This window comes from Nocardioides sp. (genome assembly GCF_014360585.1).
In the GTDB taxonomy this organism is placed as follows: domain Bacteria; phylum Actinomycetota; class Actinomycetes; order Propionibacteriales; family Nocardioidaceae; genus Nocardioides.
In genome coordinates this window covers 1-18,833 of sequence record NZ_JACIXG010000097.1, presented here as the reverse complement: position 1 = coordinate 18,833, position 18,833 = coordinate 1, and the positions used below count along the sequence as shown (strand labels likewise).

Sequence of the window (18,833 nt, the reverse complement as noted above, 5' to 3'; positions counted from 1 at the left end):
CCTCGCCAAGATCGACGAGATCGCTGAAATTTTCTGGGCGACCAAGAAGGCCTGAGGAACGAAGGCCGACTTGCGAGAAGCCAGATCACGGCGCCAGCCGGGATCTGAAGACAAGAAGGCCTGAGTCTTCGCAAAACGCATTCCGTACGCCGCAGCCGCTCCTCTCGACGGAGCGGCTGCGGTGCGTTCAGGGGCCACGGCGACCGATCTCGTTGCATAATCATCGCGACGCCCATCAGAAGGACTGACAACCCAGATGCCCCAGGTCGAGCTGCGCCTTCCCGCAGAAGGTGCTTACGTCTCCGTGCTGCGTACGACGACGGCCGCGCTCGCCGCGCGCCTCGACTTCACCCTCGAGGACATCGAGGACCTGCGGATGGCCGTCAGCGAGGCCGCGGCGATCTGCCTGGAGTGCGCCGCCGAGGCCGCCGATCTGGACATCGTCTTCGACCTCGGCGAGGACACCGTCGGGGTCACCGTGACCACGACCTGCGACACCGAGGCCGAGATCGACCAGGAGAGCTTCGCGTGGCAGGTGCTCACCACACTGGCCAGAGAGGTCACCGCCACCCCCGACGGCGACCAGCTCAGGATCTCCCTGGTCGCCGGGGCAACCCCGCTCGGAGCCGCGCGCTGACATGGCGCAGGAGACGATTCGGTCGTCGAGGTCCCGGAGCGCCAGCGAGGTGGATGGAGCCCGCGCACGCTCCCGCGAGCTCTTCACGGCCCTTGCCGGACCCGACCTGACCGACGCGGAGCGGACCGCTGCCCGCGATGAGCTCGTGCACCTCAACATGGCGCTGGTCGAGTACTGCGCCTCTCAGTTCTTCGGACGCGGCGAGCCGCACGAGGACCTTGTCCAGGTCGGCGTGGTCGGCCTCCTCAACGCGGTGGACCGCTACGACCTCTCTCGCGACGTGGAGTTCTCCACCTACGCGGTGCCGACCATCCTCGGCGAGATCAAGCGCTACTTCCGCGACAGTCGCTGGGCCGTCAGCGTCCCCCGTCGCCTTCGCGACCTGCAGCAGAACCTCCGCGAGGCCACCGCGGAGCTCTCCCAGGAGCTCGGCCGCTCCCCCACCGCCCGCGACCTCGCTGCGCGCCTCGGCGTGAGCCTCGAGACCGTCGTCGAGGGCCTGGAGTCCAGCAATGCGTACGCAGCGCTGTCGCTCGACGCCGAGAGCGATGAGACCGCTCCGATGCTCGACTCGCTGACCGCCCACGACCTGCGCCTCGACGACGTCGAGGTTCGGGAGTCGATCAAGCCGGTGCTCGACAGCCTCTCCGCACACGAGAAGCAGGTGCTGATGCTGAAGTTCTTCCGCAACAAGACCCAGACCGAGATCGCCGCCGAGATCGGCGTGTCGCAGATGCAGGTCTCGCGGCTGCTCAACCGCTCGCTCGTTCAGCTCCGCAAGGCGCTGGAGGAGGACTAACCCCTACTGCTCCTCGAGCGCGGCGATGCTCGGCGGAGCGAAGATGCCCACCAGCGCGATGGCCGCGACCAGCACCAGTCCGCCCGCGATCGCGAGGTCCTCGCGCAGGTTCCAGGCCAGGCCGAGCACGATCAGCTGGACGAGCACCAGGGGCGCCCTCGACCACGACTCCAGGCGCCAGATCTTGTAGGCGCACCAACCGATGCCGGCCGCGCAGAGCAGGAAGAACACCCCGCCCGCGATGGCGGTCGTGAGCGACTCGGCGTCTGGGATGCGTACGAACTCCAGGGCTCCCCACAGCAGCAGCGCGGCAGTCTCGAGGCCTGCGGCGAACACGGCCAGCAGAAGGGTCCAGGGGCGATGCGGGGCGGTCACCTCAGCAGCCTAGAACGCTGTCCCAGACTCGGGGAATTCGCGGAAGCATACACCACGGCATTTTTGGGTAACTCACCGCGTTACCGAATTGTCTAGCATCAGGAAGACGGAGTGTTACGGTCCGGTGACGAAGCAGACACTGGTTAGGGGTTGTTTCGGCGTCCATTTCTTGGAACTCTAGGAACAGCACGCACGTGAAGACATTCACGCATCCCCGCCACGTGCCCACTCGCAGGGTCTCGGACCACCAAGACCTTGCCCATCCTATGTCAGAAAGAGGGTCTGCCCAGCCATGGATTGGCGCCACCGTTCGGCTTGTCTCGATGAAGACCCGGAACTGTTCTTCCCCATCGGAAACACCGGTCCGGCCATCCTCCAGATCGAGGAAGCCAAGCAGGTCTGCCGGCGTTGCGACGTCCGGGAGCAGTGTCTTCAGTGGGCTCTTGAGGCCGGTCAGGACCACGGCGTGTGGGGTGGATTGAGCGAGGACGAGCGTCGTGCGCTGAAGCGCCGCAACGCCCGTTCCCGTGTCCGCACCGCCGTCTGACCAACCCCTAGAGGCCATCAACCCCTAGAGATCCACCTAGAGCTCCAACGGCAGCTCGACCGCAGCTCTCGCTCCGTGACCATCAGGCCGGGGCCCCAACGAGAGTCGGCCACCGAGCTCGCCTTCGACGAGAGTCTTCACGATCGACAACCCCAAGTTTGTCGATGTGTCGAGACTGAACCCGTCGGGTAGTCCGTGACCATCGTCCTCGATCGTCACCTGGAGATGCCCGGCGGGTTGTTGTCGTACGGACATCATGATCTTGCCCGTCTCGGGGTCGCCCGGACCGCTGCCGCGGTAGCCGTGCTCGACTGCGTTCTGCAGCAGTTCGGTGACGATCATCGCCATCGGCGTGGCCACCTCCGAGGGCAGCGACCCGAACGAGCCGTCACGGCGCACCCGCACCGCCACGCCGACCGAGGTGACCTCTCCGACCATGGAGGCGAGCCGATCGGCGATCTCGTCGAACTCGACGGTCTCCTCGACGGCCTGCTGGGAGAGGATCTCGTGGACCAGCGCGATCGACCCGACCCGGCGTACGGCCTCGTTCAGTGCGTCCTGCGCAACCCCGGAGTCGACCCGGCGCGACTGCATCCGCAGCAGCGCGGCCACGGTTTGTAGGTTGTTCTTCACTCGGTGGTGGATCTCGCGGATCGTGGCGTCCTTGGTGACGAGCTCACGATCGCGTCGACGCAGGTCAGTGACGTCGCGCAGGAGCACGAGCGCACCGATCGCCTCGCCGCGTGGCCGCAGCGGGATCGAGCGCATGATGATCGCCATGACGCCGGTGTCGATCTCGGTGTCGCGGTGTGCCCGTCCGCCGAGGACCGCGCTCAGCGTCTCCTCGTCGGGGCGCTTGCGCGGTGGCACCAGCGCGCGGGTCATCCCGGCGAGGGACTGGCCGGCGAGGTCGCCGGAGAGGCCCAGCCTGCGGAAGACCGAGAGCGCGTTGGGACTGGCGTAGTCGACGACGCCGTCGGCATCCACCCGGACGAACCCGTCCCCCACTCGTGGGGTGTCGGTGTGGTCGCTGCGCTGGCCGATCGCAGGGAAGAAGCCGTTCGCGACCATCTGGGTCAGGTCGTTGGCCGTCTGCAGGTAGGAGAGCTCGAGCTTGGAGGGAGTGCGTACGCCGAGCAGGTTGGTGTTGCGACTCAGCACCGCGATGATCCGGCCGGCGCGGCGTACCGGGATGGTCTCGACCCTCACCGGGAGATCGTCGCGCCACTCTGGGTCGCCCTCGCGCACGAGCCGGCCGACGTCGACGGCGTCGTCGAGGGTGGCGTGGCGTCCCTTCGGCACGAACATGCCGACGATGTCGTCGACGTAGGCCGTCGGACCGGTCGTGGGACGCATCTGACCGGCCGCCCAGAAGCCGTTGCCGGACTTGTCGGGCAACCACAGCACCAGGTCGGCGAAGGAGAGGTCGGCCAGGATCTGCCAGTCGGCCATGAGCAGCTGAAGCCACCCGACGTCATCGCCGTCGAGGTCGGTGTGATTCTGGGCAAGCTCACTCAGGGTGGGCACGTCGACAGCGTAGATGTAGACCAAGGTATACGCATTGCGCGGGTCGGATGTCCACGCGTGGGCGGGTTTGGCAGGATGTCCCCCATGTCGGAGGCGTACTGGCGGGAGGTTCACTCGACCGGTCTCGCCGTACCCACGGACCGGCCGCTCGGTGACCTCACCATCGAGCTCACTCGGATGCTCGGCGACCCCGACCCGGACGTACGCAGCGGGCTGGCCGTCCCCGCCCTCTCGACGTGGATCCAGCGCGGTGTCTACGACGACCTGCTCGCGGGCCTGGGCGACGGGATGGCCGCCGGTCTGGTGGTCGGCCTCGGCGACTCCGGCAACAACGGCGTCTTCCGCCGGGCCTCCTCGGTCGAGGCCCTGGCCCAGTGCATCGCCCGCGACAACGCGCGCTCGTTGGTGCGTGCGGGGAAGGTGCTGGAGTGGGGCGACCGGATCGCCACCTGGCTGCTGCGCGAGCGCGACCTACGGGCCTTCGTCCCCGAGCGCGGCTGGGCGCACGCCGTCGCGCGGGGCGCCGACGCCCTCGGCATCCTGGCCGCCTCCGAGCACCTCGGCAAGCCGGAGCTGACGGTGATCCTCGACGTCGTCGCCGACCGGGTGCTCGCCCGCGGCGACACGATCTACGCCCACGGCGAGCCCGACCGGCTAGCGTCGGCCACGATGGCCGTGCTGCGCCGCAACCTGGTCCCGCTCAACATCATGGAGCCGTGGATCAACCGGATCGTCACCGTCGCCACCGCCACCCCGGAGACCCCGGACCGAGACCCCTTCCTGCTCACCGGGAACGCCGAGGCCTTCCTCCGGGCCCTCTACCTCCAGCTCGCGCTCAGCAACGACCCTCCGCAGATCCGTGGCGACCTGCTGCTGGTCGTCGTCGAGGCTCTGAAGCGGTCCAACCGGGCGTACCTGGGCTGAACCGCCGGACCGGCGGACAGGGGCGAATTTCACGTCTCAGCGCCAGGTTTGAGAGACTGTGCCGAGGCCCCTCGGGGTCACGTACCCCAATGGAGGAGATCATCATGGGCAAGACTGGCCGCAAGCGCCGCGCGCGCCGCAAGAAGGGCGCGAACCACGGCAAGCGCCCCAACAGCTGAGCTGTTGAAAGACGTGAGAGCCCCAGCCGATCGGCTGGGGCTCTCGTCGCGTCTGGTGTCTCGTTCTGGGGCCTCGTTCTGGGGCCTCGTCAGGACCTGGTGCGAAGCTCCTGGATCTGGACCATGATCTTCGCGCGCAGGTCGCCCGGGGCGACCTCGGAGCACGACCGAGCGACGACCGCCTTGACGATGCGCTGCTGGTCGTAGGTCTCCAGACAGGGGTTGCAGCTCTGCAGGTGCAGCTTGACCTGGTCGGCGTCGGCCGCGGCGAGCTCGTTGTCGATCAGGAAGACGATCTGCTCGAGGAAGTCGGCGCAGTCGCTGGGTGAGGCGTCATGCTTGTGGGCACTCATGACGCACCTCCACGAGCGCCGGTGAGGTCGTTGGTGCGTACGTAGTCGGAGAGAAGATCGCGCAGCTGGCGCCGGCCGCGGTGAAGCCGCGACATCACGGTGCCGATCGGGGTTTCCATGATCTCGGCGATCTCCTTGTAGGCGAATCCCTCGACGTCGGCGAGGTAGACAGCGAGCCGGAACTCCTCCGGGAGGCGCTGCAGCGCGTCCTTCACCTGAGAGTCGGGCAGGTGCTCGAGCGCCTCCATCTCCGCGGACTTCAGACCGGTCGAGGTGTGTGACTCGGCCCGGGCCAGCTGCCAGTCCTCGACGTCCTCGGACATCGACTGCTGCGGCTGGCGCTGCTTCTTGCGGTAGGTGTTGATGAAGGTGTTGGTGAGGATGCGGTAGAGCCAGGCCTTGAGGTTGGTGCCGGGCCTGAACTGGTGGAAGGAGGAGTACGCCTTCGCGAACGTCTCCTGCACCAGATCCTCCGCATCGGACGGGTTGCGGGTCATCCGCATCGCCGCCGAGTAGAGCTGGTCGAGGAAGGGCAGCGCGTCCCGCTCGAAGCGCAGCGCGCGCTCCTCGGGAGTCTCCGTGGCCAGGTCGACGACTTCATCGTTGTTGTCGCTCATCACGTCCCAGGGTACGCCGGTGAGCATCGGGGCGCTCATCGGCGACACGTTCGCCGTGGGGCGTTCGAGGAGGATCGTCATGTCGTGGGAACGCCGCGACGGTCGCCAAACATTCCCAGCTAGGCGATGACCTCGCGGACCAGCCACTCCAGGGTGGACTCGACCACGATCGAATCGGCCTCGGCCTGGCTGATCGGGCTGCGCTTGCCGACGACGAGAGAGTGGTCGGCGCCGGGGATCGGGGTGACCTCCACGCTCTCGGGGAACTCCTCGGGTCTGCCGAACCTGTCGCGGGTGCCCTGAAGCACCAGCGTCGGCACCTTCGCCTCCAGCAGCTCGTGGGCGCGAGAGATCTGGGGCTTGCTCACCGGGTGCAGCGGAAAGGCCAGGCAGAGCGCGCCGGCGGCGCCGAAGGCCCGAGCCGTGCGGACCGCCGAGCGGGCGCCGGCGGAGCGCCCGCCGACCACCAGCGGCGTACGCACCCGCATCCAGTTGGCGGCCAGGGTCAGCGCAGCGTCGAGGGACTTGGGCGGCGTGGCCACCGGCTTCCCCTTGACCCGCCACGGCTGCTCGAACCGGACCACGGTGATCCCCTGACCCGGCAGCGCATCGTTGAGCGCCATCAGGTCGTGGGTGTCGATGCCGTTGCCCGCGCCGTGGGAGAGCAGCAGGGTCGCCTGTGGTCGCCGCGCCCGGCGGGTGTACAGCCGCCCCTCCCCGTAGGGCGTGTCGATCATCTGCGTCGTGGTTCCACCCATGTCATCCCCCGGCTTCCTCGATCGGCAGCGGCTCGATGAGCTCGCGGCCGTCGTTGCGTACGTTGCTCACGAGTGTCGAGACCGGGAAGGCCTCCAGGTGGCCGGGCGCCGCCGGGGTCAGCAGCCCCACGTCACCCGGGCGGGTCGGGTCGAGCCACTCGTCCCAGCGTTCACGTTCCACCATGAGCGGCATCCGGTCGTGGATCCGTCCCAGGGAATCCTCCGCCTCGGTGGTGATCACGGTGCAGCTCCACAGCCACCTGCCGGGGTCGTCCTCGGCCTTGGCGGGGTCGGGCCACAGCTCGTAGAGCCCGGCCATCGCCAGCACTCCCCCGTCCTTCGGGGTGATGAAGTAGGGCTGCTTGCGAGGCTTGCCCTTGGCCGAAGCGGAGCCCGAGGCAGTTGACGGAGCGTCCTTCGCCTCGGTGGCGTACCACTCGAAGTAGCCGTCGGCCGGCAGCAGGCAGCGGCGCTTGGCGAAGGCCCGGCGATAGGCCGGCTTCTCGGCGACCGTCTCCATCCGGGCGTTGATCATCCGGTTGCCGATCTTGACGTCCTTGGCCCAGGACGGGACCAGCCCCCAACGTACGGAGCGGAGCTGGCGCTCGCTGGACGCGTCGTCCTCGCGCGGTGGCCGCTCGAGGACGGCGTAGACATCGTCGGTCGGCGCGACGTTGTAGCTCTCCGTGAGCGGCTCCTGCAGACGCAACTCATCGATCTCGAACTCCTCCGCCAGCTCGTCGGGCTGGCGGCTGGACGCGTAACGACCGCACATACGTTCACCATAGCCCCGGGCGAGTGTGGCGTCAGGGGGTATTGCTCAGCCCAGATCCATCGATGGGCTCATGCTCCGCGGGCGAGCTCGTCGAGCAGGAAGCCCGCCGACTGGTCGTTCTCGGGGAGCCCCTCGATCCAGATCCGATCGGCGCTGTGCTCGACCATCCGTTTGAGGAGCCCGAGCCGTTTGACCAGCGTCTCGTCACGCGGTGCGACCACGACCATCCGGCTGTGACCGACCTGTCCGACGGCGGCCGCACCCGCGAAGACCGTGCGGGCGGTCTGGCCCAGCAGCGACATCCGGCGCGCGGTGGCGATGCTGTCGGTCTTGTGACCGGGAGGGCCCGGGAGGTGGGCGTCGGTGACGACCAGCGCGTGGCTGCACGCCTTCGCGTCGCGATAGAGCTCCGATATCCGTCCACGAACGTGCGCGAGGGTGGAGAGGCCGGTGAGCGGGTCGGCACAGGAGATGGTGTGCAGGTAGCCGAGAGTCGCCTCGCTCCAGGCCACCGAGAGCGCGTGCACCTCGACGAAGGCCGGGTCACGGTTCTCGAGGGTCTGGGTCGTCATCCGGAGGTCCTCGAGGCTCTCCCCGAGCGACACACCGGTCTCGGCGAGGTCATGGCCGACCACCCAGCAGGCCTCCGCGACGTAGCTGCTCCGCTCGGCCAGCGCTTCGGCGACAGCCTCGAACCGCTCCGGGAGCAACGCGCGCTGCTGCTCGGAGAGCTCTGTGGACTCAGTCGGGGCGGAGGCACGCGCACGCCGATCCCGGGGGAACAGCCGCACAACTCACCCCTTTCCTCGTGTTTCCTGGCGTTGTTGTCGTTCCTCGTCCGATGTCGAAGGGTCATGGATACAGTGGTGGGCACGACGGTCCAGCTCGCGCTCACATGGACTTGACGCTCGAAATCGGCAAGCATGACGCGATAGAGGCCCGCCTTTCTGGGTTTCTCGAAAGTTGTTGTCAGATCCCGAGGAGGGGCGTGACGTGCGGGCTACCGCTGTCGTTAGCACAACGCATGTCTCCCGATGGCGCAACCCGCGTCATACCTCCGTACTTCGAACGTCTCTGGTGCCGTGAGCGAAACGACCCCCACCTCCCTACCAACCCTCGACGCCCCCGGCGACGCGGAGCTGATCACCGCTGTCCGCGGCGGTGATCTGGATGCGTACGGGCTGCTGTTCGAGCGCCATGTCGAGTCTGCGCGCCGCCTCGCCCGCCAGCTGGTGTCGGCCGGCGATGTCGACGACCTCGTCTCCGAGGCTTTCGCCAAGGTGCTCAACGTGCTGCAGCGGGGTGGCGGCCCGGACCTGGCGTTCCGCGCCTACCTGCTGACGTCGTTGCGCCGGCTCCACGTGGACAAGATCCGCGCTGCCTCCAAGCTCACCACGACCGACGACCTGACGCCGTTCGACCCGGGCGTGCCGTTCGAGGACACCGCGGTGTCGGGCTTCGACAACCAGGCGGCCGCAAAGGCCTTCCAGCAGCTCCCCGAACGCTGGCAGCAGGTGCTGTGGCACACCGAGGTCGAAGGCCAGAAGCCGGCCGAGATCGCGCCCCTGCTCGGTATGTCGGCCAACTCGGTCTCCGCGCTCGCCTACCGTGCTCGCGAGGGTCTCAAGCAGGCCTTCATCTCGATGCACGCGCAGGACGCCGGCGAGGAGGCCTGCGCCACGACGCGAGCCAACCTGGGCGCCTACATCCGCAACGGCCTGTCCAAGCGCGACTCGAAGAAGGTCGACGAACACCTCCAGGACTGCCGCCCCTGCACCGCGATCTACCTCGAGCTCACCGAGGTCAACTCCGGTATGGGCGCTTGGCTCGCGCCGGCCCTGCTCGGCGCAGCCGGCGCGGGCTACCTCGCCGTCGGCGGTGGCGTCGCCGCCAAGGGCGGCGCGCTGCTCTTCTTCGGTCGGGTCAAGGACTGGGCGCTGGGCGACCCCGTGGGACGTACGGTCGCGGGTGGTGTCGGTGTCGCGGCCGCCGCAGCCGTGGTCGCCGGGTTCGCGCTCACCGGCGGGGACCCGGTCCCGAAGCAGCCGACCGCCGACGAGCCCGCCGCGCAGGCGCCTGCTGCCGCCGACCCGGCTCCTGCCGCGCCGCCGGCCGCTCCTCCTGCCGCACCGCCTGCCGCACCGCCTGCCGCTCCTCCTGCCGCACCGCCGCCGGCGGATGCTCCGCCGGCCGCGGCCCCGCCTGCCGCACCGCCTGCAGCCCCACCCGCCGACCCGACTCCCGCGCCGACACAGGAGGCGCCGGTGATCACCTCGCCTCTGCCTACGGTCGAGGTCCCTCCCGGCGGCAAGGCGGTCATCGACCTGACTCAGGGCGCCAGCGACGCCGACGGCGACCCGCTCTCGGTCAAGGAGGCCACTCTCGCCTCCCCGGCCCTTGGCACGGTCACCAAGGGCGGCGCCGCGCCTTCCGGCGGCAAGGGCGGCGGCGTCAGCGGCGCGATCCTCGGCGGCCTGCGGATGGCCGGCGAGCCCGTCACCACCGTGACCTACCAGCCGGCCAAGGGCTGGCGCGGGACCGAGACGATCGAATACGTCCTCACCGACGGCAAGGGCGGCGACGTCACCGGGACCGTGGACGTGACCACGCCCAACGCCGACCCGAACGCCGTCGACGACTCGGCCACGGCCCAGGTCACCGCCGGGGACGGCAACAACGGCCTGGGCATGGGCAACCAGAGCATGACGGCCACGAGGACGGTCGACGTGCTCACCAACGACTTCGATGACAACGGCGACGCCCTCGAGCTCGTCTCGGTCACCGAGCCGGCACACGGCACGGCGGAGATCGTCGACGGCAAGGTCGCCTACACGATGGACGAGGGCTACACCGGGGCCAGCGACACGTTCACCTACCAGATCTCGGACGGCCACGGCGGCACGGATGTCGGCGAGGTCGAGATCACCTTCGCCTACGACGCCGGCATCGCCCTGGACCACGTGACCTACGACAACTACGAGCACATCCAGGTGACAGCCGACGGCATCCCCGAAGGCGACTACACCGCGACCTTCCGCTACCGGCTGACCGGCATCGGCCAGCCCTACCCGGAGTCCTCGAACCCGCAGTCGATGTGGGCGTGCTCCCAGCTCGGCGTCCCGTCCGTGCCGCAAGGCGGCGTCGTCGAGGGCGAGTGCACCCTGTCGAGCACGAACAACGGCCAGGAAGTGCTCCACTTCGACTTCGTCCCCGACGGTGACTGGTCGTTCGAGGGGACGCTCGAGGCGGTCGGCTACACCGACTCCGCTCCCGGCAACGACCGCGTCGGCGTCACCGGCAGCGCCCCGGAGCCGACGCCTACGCCGACCCCGACACCGGACGTACCGCAGCTTCCGACGCCGCCGTCGACACCGGACGTGCCGCAACTGCCGACACCGACCCAGACGCCGGACGTGCCGCAGCTGCCGACGGCGCCCGGAACACCCGACCCGCCGCAGCTGCCCGTTCCGCCCAGCGACCCGGCTGATCCCGGGAACAGCTCCAGCGCTCCTGGCCGGCCCGGCAGCAGCGCCAGCCCCGCCGGGACACCGGATGTCGCACCTCCGGCGGAGGAGTCCGGCGCCGGCACGGGCGGGCTGACCTGGAAGGGTTTCCTGAAGGCGATCGGGATCTCCTGATCCCACACCCGCTCAGAGCGCGTCCGCCGGCTCCCACCGGCGGACGCGCTGCGGTTTTCGCAGGTCGCAGCCACTAAGGTTGGCCACGTGACTTCCACGACCGACCGTGCAGCTGACATCGCGGACCCCTGGCCGGCGCCTCGAGCGCTTGGACCGGTGACGGCGACGGTGTCGCTGCCCGGAAGCAAGTCGCTCACCAACCGGGCGCTGCTGCTGGCCTCGATCGCGGAGGGGCCCGGCGTCGTACGTCGTGCGCTTCGGTCCCGCGACACGCTGCTGATGGCGGCAGCGCTGACGTCGTTGGGCGCGCACGTGGACACCTCGGATGACGACTGGGTCGTGACGCCCGGGGCGTTCGGGGCCGACGCCGAGGTCGACTGCGGGCTCGCCGGGACGGTGATGCGGTTCGTACCTCCGGTGGCAGCGCTCTCCACCGGAACGATCGCCTTCGACGGTGACCCGCACATGCGAAACCGGCCGGTCGGCGAGGTGCTGCGTGCGCTTCGCGATCTCGGCGTCTCGATCGACGGCGAGGGGCTGCCGTTCACGATCCAAGGCACCGGCACCGTCCCCGGTGGGACCGTCGTGGTCGACGCCTCGGCATCGAGCCAGTTCATCAGCGCGCTGCTGCTGGCGGGGGCTCGCTACGAGCAGGGCGTCGACATTCGCCACGAGGGCAAGCCGGTCCCGTCGCTCCCCCACATCGACATGACGGTCGCGATGCTCCGCGAGCACGGCGTCGCGGTCGATGACTCAGACGCCAACCGGTGGACGGTGGCTCCGGGACCGATCAAGGCGCTGGACCGCACCATCGAGCCCGACCTCTCCAACGCGGCGCCGTTCCTCGCCCTCGCGGCGGTCTCGGGCGGGACCGTGACCGTACGCGACTGGCCGCAGGCCACCGATCAGCCGGGCGACCAGCTGCGCGAGGTGCTCTCGCTGATGGGCTGCGAGGTGCACATTGGCGACGACGGGCTCACCGTGACCGGGCCGGAGCAGCTCACCGGGATCGACCTGGACATGCACGACATCGGCGAGCTCACCCCGGCCGTCGCGGCACTGTGCGCGCTCGCCTCGACGCCCTCGCACCTGACCGGCATCGGCCACATCCGCGGCCACGAGACCGACCGCCTGGCCGCGCTGGCCCGAGAGCTGGGCTCGCTCGGGGCCGACGTCACCGAGCACCCCGACGGGCTGACCATCCGGCCGGCCACGCTGCACGGCGGGGTGTTCCACACCTACGCCGACCACCGGATGGCCCACGCCGGCGTGATCATCGGCGCTGCCGTCGACGGCGTCCTCGTCGAGAACGTCACCACCACCAGCAAGACCTTCACCGACTTCGCGCCCTTCTGGGCGGGACTCTTCTGAGCATCTGATGGCGAAGTCACAGCGTCGCTACGGCACCGAGGACGTCGAGCACTACGACCGGCCCCGCCGCCGGACGCGGCCGCGGACGAAGGACCGGCCGAGCTACGACGACGCCGATCTCGGGCGGGTGATCACGGTCGACCGGGGCCGGTTCACGCTGGTCATGGACGGGGCTCCCGATGTCGAGGTGTGGGCGGTCAAGGCCCGCCCGCTCGGCCGCAAGGGCGTCGTCGTGGGCGATCGGGTGAAGGTCGTCGGCGACACCTCAGGCGTGGAGGGCGCGCTGGCCCGGATCGTCGAGCTCGAGCCGCGGGAGACCGTGCTGCGGCGTACGGCCGATGACGACGACCCCGTGGAGCGGGTCGTGGTCGCCAACGCCGACCAGCTGGTGATCGTCACCGCGATCGCCGACCCCGAGCCGCGCACCGGGTTCATCGACCGCGCACTCGTTGCGGCCTACGAGGCCGGCATCGACCCGCTGCTGTGCATCACCAAGGCCGACCTGGCCGACCCCGAGTCGCTGGTCTCGATCTATCGGTCGCTGGGGGTGCCCTGGGTGGTCACCCAGCGGGGCGGCGACATGAGCGCGCTGCAGGACGAGCTCGACGGACGTACGTCGGTGCTGCTCGGCCACAGCGGCGTCGGCAAGTCGACGCTGGTCAACGCCATCGTCCCCGACGCCGGCCGGGAGGTGGGGCACGTCAACGCGGTCACGGGACGCGGACGGCACACGTCCACGTCGGCACTGATGCTGCGGCTCCCGGGCTCTGCCGACAGCGGGGGGTGGATCGTGGACACCCCCGGGATCCGTACGTTCGGCCTGGCCCACGTCGAGCCCGAACGGCTAATCGTCTCCTTCCCCGACCTGGAGGAGGCGACGACCGCCTGCCCGCGTGGCTGCTCGCACGCCGCCGATGCGCCCGAGTGCGGGCTGGACCTCGCGGTCGAGGCCGGTCGGCTCGATCCGGACCGGGTCACCTCGTTCCGGCGCCTGCTCGAAGCGCGTTCGGTGCCGACGTACGCGCTCTGACCTATTGCCAGGGGAGGCGACGCGTGGGGACCGCAGCCACTAGAGTGAATCCTCGTGGCGAGCACTCCTGACTTCAACGACGACCTGCGGCTGGCGCACCTGCTGGCCGACGACGCCGACTCGCTGTCCACGTCGCGGTTCAAGGCGCTCGACCTGCACGTGATGACCAAGCCCGACCTGACCCCCGTCTCCGACGCGGACAAGGCCGTCGAGGAGTCGATCCGCCGCACCCTTTCCCGCGCGCGTACGCGGGACGCGATCACCGGGGAGGAGTCGGGCTCGTCCGGCTCGTCCAGCCGCCGCTGGATCGTCGACCCGATCGACGGCACGAAGAACTTCGTCCGTGGTGTGCCGGTCTGGGCGACCCTGATCGCGCTCGCCGTCGACAACGAGGTCGTGATGTCAGTCGTCTCCGCGCCTCAGCTCGGGCGACGCTGGTGGGCGGCGAAGGGCCAGGGCGCCCACACCGGCAAGTCGCTGATGAAGTCGACCCGCTGCCAGGTCTCGGACGTCCGCCGCCTGGAGGACGCCTCGATGTCCTACTCCTCGCTGCACGGCTGGGAGGAGCGCGAGCGTCTCGAGGACTTCCTGGCGCTGATGCGGCGCTGCTGGCGCACCCGGGCCTACTCCGACTTCTGGTCCTACATGCTCGTCGCCGAGGGTGCGGTCGACATCGCCGTCGAGCCGGAGCTCGAGCTCTACGACATGGCCGCGCTGGACATCATCGTGCGCGAGGCCGGTGGCCAGTTCACCTCGCTGGCCGGCGACCCGGGGCCGTGGGGCGGCAACGCGCTGGCGACCAACGGACACCTGCACGAGGCGGCGCTCTCCTTCCTCGGCGGGCTGCCCGACGGCAGCAACGACGCTGACTGGCCGGCCGCGCAGCCCGGGTCGGTCACCGCGTTCCGCCGTCCGGGAACCGAGTAGAAGCGTCACACCAACCTCTGGCGTGACACGCGTCACAGCCGCTACCGTTGGTACATGAAGATCGCGGACGTACTCACTCGCAAGGCGATCGCTGAAGTCGTCACGATCGCATCAACCGCAACCGTGCGTGACCTGCTCGGGGTCCTCGCCGAGCACAGCATCGGCGCCTGCATCGTCAACGGCGACGGCACTGCCGTCTCCGGGATCGTCTCCGAGCGCGACGTCGTCCGTCGCCTCCACGAGAACGACGCGCTGCTCACCGCCGAGGTCTCCTCGATCATGACCACCGAGGTCGAGACCTGTGCGCCCGAGGCCACCATCGACGAGATCCTCGGCATCATGACCACGCGCCGGATCCGGCACATGCCGGTCGTCTCCACCGACGGCGACCTGGTCGGCATCGTCAGCATCGGCGACCTGGTCAAGCACCGCATCGACCAGCTCGCCTTCGAGCGCGACCAGCTCGAGGCGTACGTCCACCAGACCTGAGGCGGGTCGGGGCCAGCCCCGTTCTTCACAGGACCTGCACAACTTCTGCAGCCTTTCCGGCTGCTCGGGCTTCTAGCCTGAGCATGTGCCAGAACATACGACCGCTCGCCGGGTCCTCGTCGTCGAGGACGAGCCGATCATCAACCAGGCCGTCTCGGACCGGCTCCAGGCGGAGGGGTACGACGTCGTCCGGGCGTGGGACGGCCCCGGTGCGGTCTCCTGCTTCGAGGAGACCTCGCCCGACCTGGTCGTCCTGGACGTGATGCTGCCCGGCTACGACGGTCTGGAGGTGTGCCGACGGATCCAGGCCGTACGCCCGGTGCCGGTGCTCATGCTCACCGCCCGGGTCGACGAGGCCGATGTGCTGGTCGGGCTCGGCGTCGGGGCCGACGACTACCTGACCAAGCCGTTCCGGGCCCGTGAGCTGGTCGCCCGGGTGAACGCCCTGCTGAGGCGGGTGGAGCGGGCAGCCGAGCTGGCGGCGTCGCCGCGGCGTACGGCCGAGATCGGGGGCCTGCGGATGGACCCTGCCGCACGGCGGGTGTGGGTCGACGAGGCCGAGGTGAGACTCACGCCGACCGAGTTCGACCTGCTGGTCTGCCTGGCCGCCGACCCGGGCGCCGTGGTCACCCGCGAACGTCTGCTCGCGGAGGTCTGGGGCTGGAACGACGCCTCCGGGACCCGCACCGTCGACAGCCATGTGAAGGGGCTGCGCGCCAAGATCGGGTCTGCCCGGGTCCGGACCGTTCACGGGGTCGGCTACGCACTGGAGGCCGGCGAATGACTCCGCTGGAACGGGTCTCCTCGATCAAGGTCAAGCTCGGTCTCCTGGTCGCCGCGAGCGCCCTGGTCGCCGCGGTCGTCGCCTCCGTCGGGCGGGTCACCGGGGTCTCGCCGTGGGTCTCGATCCCGGTCACCATCGGGATCGCGCTGGCGGTCACCCAGCTGCTCGCGGCCGGGATGACCTCACCGCTTCGCCAGATGACCGTCGCGGCCCGGCGGATGGCCCGGGGCGACTACACGGTCTCGGTGCCGGCAGGCGGAGCCGACGAGGTCGGTCAGCTGGGTCGGGCGTTCAGCACGATGGCCAGCGATCTCGGCGCGGTCGACCGCCAGCGCCGAGATCTGGTCGCCAACGTCTCCCACGAGCTGCGTACGCCGCTGGCGGCTCTCACCGTCGTGCTGGAGAACCTCGTGGACGGCGTCGGGTCCGAGCCGGCCGCCCTCCAGACCGCGCTCGGCCAGGCCGAGCGCCTGAGCCGGCTGGTCGAGGACCTGCTCGACCTCGCGCGCGTCGACGCCGGCAAGGCACCGCTGAGCACCTCGTCGGTCGACCTCGGCCCGCTGCTCGAGGCCTGCGTCGCGGAGGTGCGGGCGAACGAGCGTCCGGTCTCCTACCAGGTCGACGCACCGGCCGACCTCGTCGTCGACGCCGACCCCGACCGGCTCAGCCAGCTCGTCGTCAACCTGCTCGACAACGCCTCCCGGCACAGTCCGCGAGACGGCGTGGTCACCGTGCGCGCCGGTCGGGACGGCGAGCGCTACCACCTCGAGGTCCTCGACTCCGGGCCCGGCGTCCCGGCCGCCGACCGCGGTCGCGTCTTCGAGCCCTTCGGCACGCTGAGCGCCTCCGCCGAGAGCGGTGGGACCGGGCTCGGTCTCGCCATCGCCCGGTGGGTCACCGACCTGCACGGCGGCTCCATCGCCTTCCTCGACCCGCTCCCCGGCGCCGCGGGCGCCCGCGTCCGCGTCGATCTTCCGCTACGGCCTCCCGCACGCGCCGTCCCCTATCCACTCGATGCCAGTCACCCCGCCCCCACCCACGAGGAGACCCAGATGCCCACCACTCCCCCGGCGGCAGAGCCCGCCGAACCGGCCCAGCCGGCCGACACGCCCCAGACCGAGACATCGACCGATCCCAAGGCTGCGTACGTCGCCCCGTCGGTCCTCGACGACATCTTCGGCACCTACTGGCCCGACTCCGGTGTCTCGGGGAGGTTCGGGCTCTTCATCGGTGCCGCGGTCGCGGGTCTGCTCGGCGGCCTGCTGATCCCCGACCGCAACGCCGGTCTCGGCACGGTCATCGTGCTGCTGGCCGCCGGCGGGGTCGTGATGGTGGCCGGCACGGAGCGACGGGGCTGGCCGAAGCGGAGCCCGAGGCGATCAGCATGGTTCCCGATCCTCAGCTATGTGCTGTTCACGCTGCTCTCCTCGGTCGCGGTGTTCCGCGACGCCGAGTGGATCGTCGTGCTGTGCCTGATCACCGCCATCGCGGTTCTGCTGTGTGCCTCCACGGGAGCGAAGACCCTGGCGGGAATCATGCTGACCGGTATCTCCTGGCCGCTGGCCGGGCTGCGCGGCATCCCCTGGCTGGGCCGGACGCTGACCAGCGTCTCCGGCCGCGGTCATGGCGCGGCGGTCGCCCGCACCGCGGTGCTCTCGTTGCTCGGGCTGGTGATCTTCGGGCTCCTGTTCACCAGCGCCGACGCGGTGCTGGGGAGCTGGGTCGACCAGTTCGTGCCGGACGTACGCCCCGACACCGTCGTGGCTCGGATCTTCATGACCGTCTTCGTCTTCGGGGTGGTGCTGGGCGCTGCGTACCTGGCCGTGAACCCGCCGCGGATCGACCAGAGCGAGCGTACGTCCCAGCCCGTCGCGAACCGCTACGAGTGGTTGGCTCCGGTCGGGGTCGTGGTCGCCGTCTTCGCGGCGTTCCTGGTCGCTCAGGCGACCGCGGTCTTCGGCGGCGAGGACTACCTTCGCGAGACGACGGGGCTGACGTATGCCGAGTACGTCCACCAGGGGTTCGGCCAGCTCACCGTCGCGACCGCGCTGACCCTGCTGGTGATCTGGGCGGCGGCTCGCAAGGCGCCGGTGGAGACCGTCGCAGACCGGCTGTGGCTGCGGGTCGCGCTCGGGCTGCTCGCCGGCGAGGCGCTGGTCGTCGTCGGGTCGGCGCTGTATCGGATGCACCTCTACCAGGAGGCGTACGGCTTCACGCAGCTCCGCCTGCTCGTGGACGTCTTCGAGGCCTGGCTGGGTCTGCTGGTGATCGCCGGGCTCGTCGCCGCGGTGGCCGGCGGCGCGATCGGTCGCGGGGTCTGGCTCGGCCGGTTCGCCCTGGTCAGCGGCGCTGTCGCGCTGCTCGGGATCGCCGCGATCAACCCGGACGCGTGGATCGCCGAGCACAACGTCTCGCGCTATGAGGAGACCGGGAAGATCGACACCGACTTCCTCTCCGGGCTCAGCGACGACGCCGTGCCGGCCCTGAAGGAGCTCCCGGAGGACCTGCGTGCCTGCGTGCTCGGGACCTCTGATCGCGAGGACGACTGGCTGGAGTGGAACCTCGGCCGTGAGCGGGCCGACGGCCTGACCCCGACCTATCTCATACCGGACGACGCGGCGGCGGCGGTGTGCCCCAGCGAGATTCGATACGTAGACTGAACTCATGACCCAGAAGCCTGAGATCGACTTCGTCGACCCCACTCCTCCGACCGACCTCGTCATCAAGGACATCACCGTCGGTGACGGCGAGGAGGCCACCGAGCGTGACCGCGTCTCGGTGCACTACGTCGGCGTGGCGCTGTCCACCGGCGAGGAGTTCGACGCGTCCTACAACCGCGGCGAGCCGCTCGACTTCCGCGTCGGCATCGGCCAGGTCATCCAGGGCTGGGACCAGGGCATCCTCGGCATGAAGGTCGGCGGCCGCCGCCAGCTCGTCATCCCGCCCCACCTGGGCTACGGCGACCGCGGCGCGGGCAACGTCATCAAGCCCGGCGAGACCCTCGTCTTCCTCTGCGACCTGGTCAAGGTCGAGAAGTAAGCAGTTCGTACGCAGTGAGGCGGTGACCCTTACAGGTCACCCCCACCCACAATTTAAACCGGGT

Annotated in this window: 20 protein-coding genes; 13 read left to right on the top strand and 7 right to left on the bottom strand. The window is 69.7% G+C overall.

The genetic code is table 11. The features are described 5' to 3' along the window. Positions 1-256: 256 nt before the first annotated feature. Positions 257-637 carry an ATP-binding protein gene (locus tag H5T77_RS22645; RefSeq protein ID WP_292652873.1) on the top strand — a complete coding sequence of 127 codons (381 nt, stop codon included), beginning with the start codon at positions 257-259 and terminating at the stop codon, positions 635-637. 49 nt (positions 638-686) lie between these two features. Beyond that, positions 687-1,436, top strand: a complete 750-nt coding sequence (locus H5T77_RS22640; RefSeq protein ID WP_292652872.1) for a SigB/SigF/SigG family RNA polymerase sigma factor — start codon at positions 687-689, stop codon at positions 1,434-1,436. Positions 1,437-1,439: 3 nt separating this feature from the next. On the opposite strand, the gene H5T77_RS22635 is transcribed toward H5T77_RS22640, so the two are convergent. Then, positions 1,440-1,811, bottom strand: a complete 372-nt coding sequence (locus H5T77_RS22635) for a hypothetical protein (protein WP_292652871.1) — start codon at positions 1,809-1,811, stop codon at positions 1,440-1,442. A 292-nt stretch (positions 1,812-2,103) separates the two neighbouring features. Between H5T77_RS22635 and H5T77_RS22630 the strand changes: the two genes are divergently transcribed. Further along, entirely contained in the window at positions 2,104-2,358 is a 255-nt protein-coding gene (locus H5T77_RS22630) for a WhiB family transcriptional regulator (protein ID WP_008362075.1), read from the top strand. 36 nt (positions 2,359-2,394) lie between these two features. Here the strand turns inward: H5T77_RS22630 and H5T77_RS22625 are convergent, their stop codons facing one another. Then, a complete protein-coding gene (locus H5T77_RS22625; protein WP_292652870.1) occupies positions 2,395-3,885 on the bottom strand; it encodes a sensor histidine kinase in 1,491 nt (496 codons plus the stop codon). A gap of 84 nt (positions 3,886-3,969) precedes the next feature. On the opposite strand from H5T77_RS22625, the gene H5T77_RS22620 reads away from it, so the two are divergent. Together H5T77_RS22620 and H5T77_RS25795 are read left to right on the top strand one after the other, a co-directional pair. Beyond that, positions 3,970-4,809, top strand: coding sequence for a DUF2785 domain-containing protein (locus H5T77_RS22620; protein WP_292652869.1), 840 nt, complete (start codon positions 3,970-3,972; stop codon positions 4,807-4,809). A gap of 104 nt (positions 4,810-4,913) precedes the next feature. After that, positions 4,914-4,988, top strand: coding sequence for a 50S ribosomal protein bL37 (locus H5T77_RS25795; protein ID WP_370249596.1), 75 nt, complete (start codon positions 4,914-4,916; stop codon positions 4,986-4,988). Between the two features lie 89 nt (positions 4,989-5,077). Here the strand turns inward: H5T77_RS25795 and rsrA are convergent, their stop codons facing one another. The 5 genes from rsrA to H5T77_RS22595 all read right to left on the bottom strand — a co-directional run bounded on the left by rsrA (position 5,078) and on the right by H5T77_RS22595 (position 8,282). Then, positions 5,078-5,341, bottom strand: a complete 264-nt coding sequence (gene rsrA, locus H5T77_RS22615) for a mycothiol system anti-sigma-R factor (RefSeq protein ID WP_292652868.1) — start codon at positions 5,339-5,341, stop codon at positions 5,078-5,080. Beyond that, a complete protein-coding gene (locus H5T77_RS22610; protein ID WP_179661582.1) occupies positions 5,338-5,958 on the bottom strand; it encodes a sigma-70 family RNA polymerase sigma factor in 621 nt (206 codons plus the stop codon). The genes rsrA and H5T77_RS22610 overlap by 4 nt, the downstream gene beginning before the upstream one ends. Before the next feature lie 119 nt (positions 5,959-6,077). After that, positions 6,078-6,716 carry an alpha/beta hydrolase family protein gene (locus H5T77_RS22605; RefSeq protein WP_292652867.1) on the bottom strand — a complete coding sequence of 213 codons (639 nt, stop codon included), beginning with the start codon at positions 6,714-6,716 and terminating at the stop codon, positions 6,078-6,080. A gap of 1 nt (position 6,717) precedes the next feature. Then, entirely contained in the window at positions 6,718-7,491 is a 774-nt protein-coding gene (locus H5T77_RS22600) for an SOS response-associated peptidase (protein ID WP_292652866.1), read from the bottom strand. Between the two features lie 68 nt (positions 7,492-7,559). Further along, complete coding sequence (locus tag H5T77_RS22595) at positions 7,560-8,282, bottom strand: hypothetical protein (RefSeq protein ID WP_292652865.1); 723 nt, start codon at positions 8,280-8,282, stop codon at positions 7,560-7,562. Between the two features lie 291 nt (positions 8,283-8,573). Here H5T77_RS22595 and H5T77_RS22590 point away from each other — a divergent pair, with 291 nt between their 5' ends. From H5T77_RS22590 to H5T77_RS22555, 8 genes are all read left to right on the top strand, one after another. Then, complete coding sequence (locus tag H5T77_RS22590) at positions 8,574-11,129, top strand: sigma-70 family RNA polymerase sigma factor (RefSeq protein ID WP_292652864.1); 2,556 nt, start codon at positions 8,574-8,576, stop codon at positions 11,127-11,129. A gap of 87 nt (positions 11,130-11,216) precedes the next feature. Next, a complete protein-coding gene (gene aroA, locus H5T77_RS22585) occupies positions 11,217-12,500 on the top strand; it encodes a 3-phosphoshikimate 1-carboxyvinyltransferase (RefSeq protein ID WP_292652863.1) in 1,284 nt (427 codons plus the stop codon). 7 nt (positions 12,501-12,507) lie between these two features. After that, entirely contained in the window at positions 12,508-13,530 is a 1,023-nt protein-coding gene (rsgA, locus tag H5T77_RS22580; RefSeq protein ID WP_292652862.1) for a ribosome small subunit-dependent GTPase A, read from the top strand. A gap of 54 nt (positions 13,531-13,584) precedes the next feature. Then, entirely contained in the window at positions 13,585-14,457 is an 873-nt protein-coding gene (locus H5T77_RS22575) for an inositol monophosphatase family protein (RefSeq protein WP_292652861.1), read from the top strand. 54 nt (positions 14,458-14,511) lie between these two features. Then, a complete protein-coding gene (locus H5T77_RS22570; RefSeq protein WP_292652860.1) occupies positions 14,512-14,946 on the top strand; it encodes a CBS domain-containing protein in 435 nt (144 codons plus the stop codon). Positions 14,947-15,031: 85 nt separating this feature from the next. Then, positions 15,032-15,730: a response regulator transcription factor gene (locus H5T77_RS22565; protein WP_292652859.1), complete on the top strand. Its 699-nt coding sequence runs from the start codon at positions 15,032-15,034 to the stop codon at positions 15,728-15,730. Next, positions 15,727-18,390, top strand: coding sequence for a DUF4153 domain-containing protein (locus tag H5T77_RS22560; protein ID WP_292652858.1), 2,664 nt, complete (start codon positions 15,727-15,729; stop codon positions 18,388-18,390). The genes H5T77_RS22565 and H5T77_RS22560 overlap by 4 nt, the downstream gene beginning before the upstream one ends. A 4-nt stretch (positions 18,391-18,394) precedes the next feature. Beyond that, entirely contained in the window at positions 18,395-18,769 is a 375-nt protein-coding gene (locus H5T77_RS22555; RefSeq protein WP_292652857.1) for an FKBP-type peptidyl-prolyl cis-trans isomerase, read from the top strand. Positions 18,770-18,833: the final 64 nt, after the last annotated feature.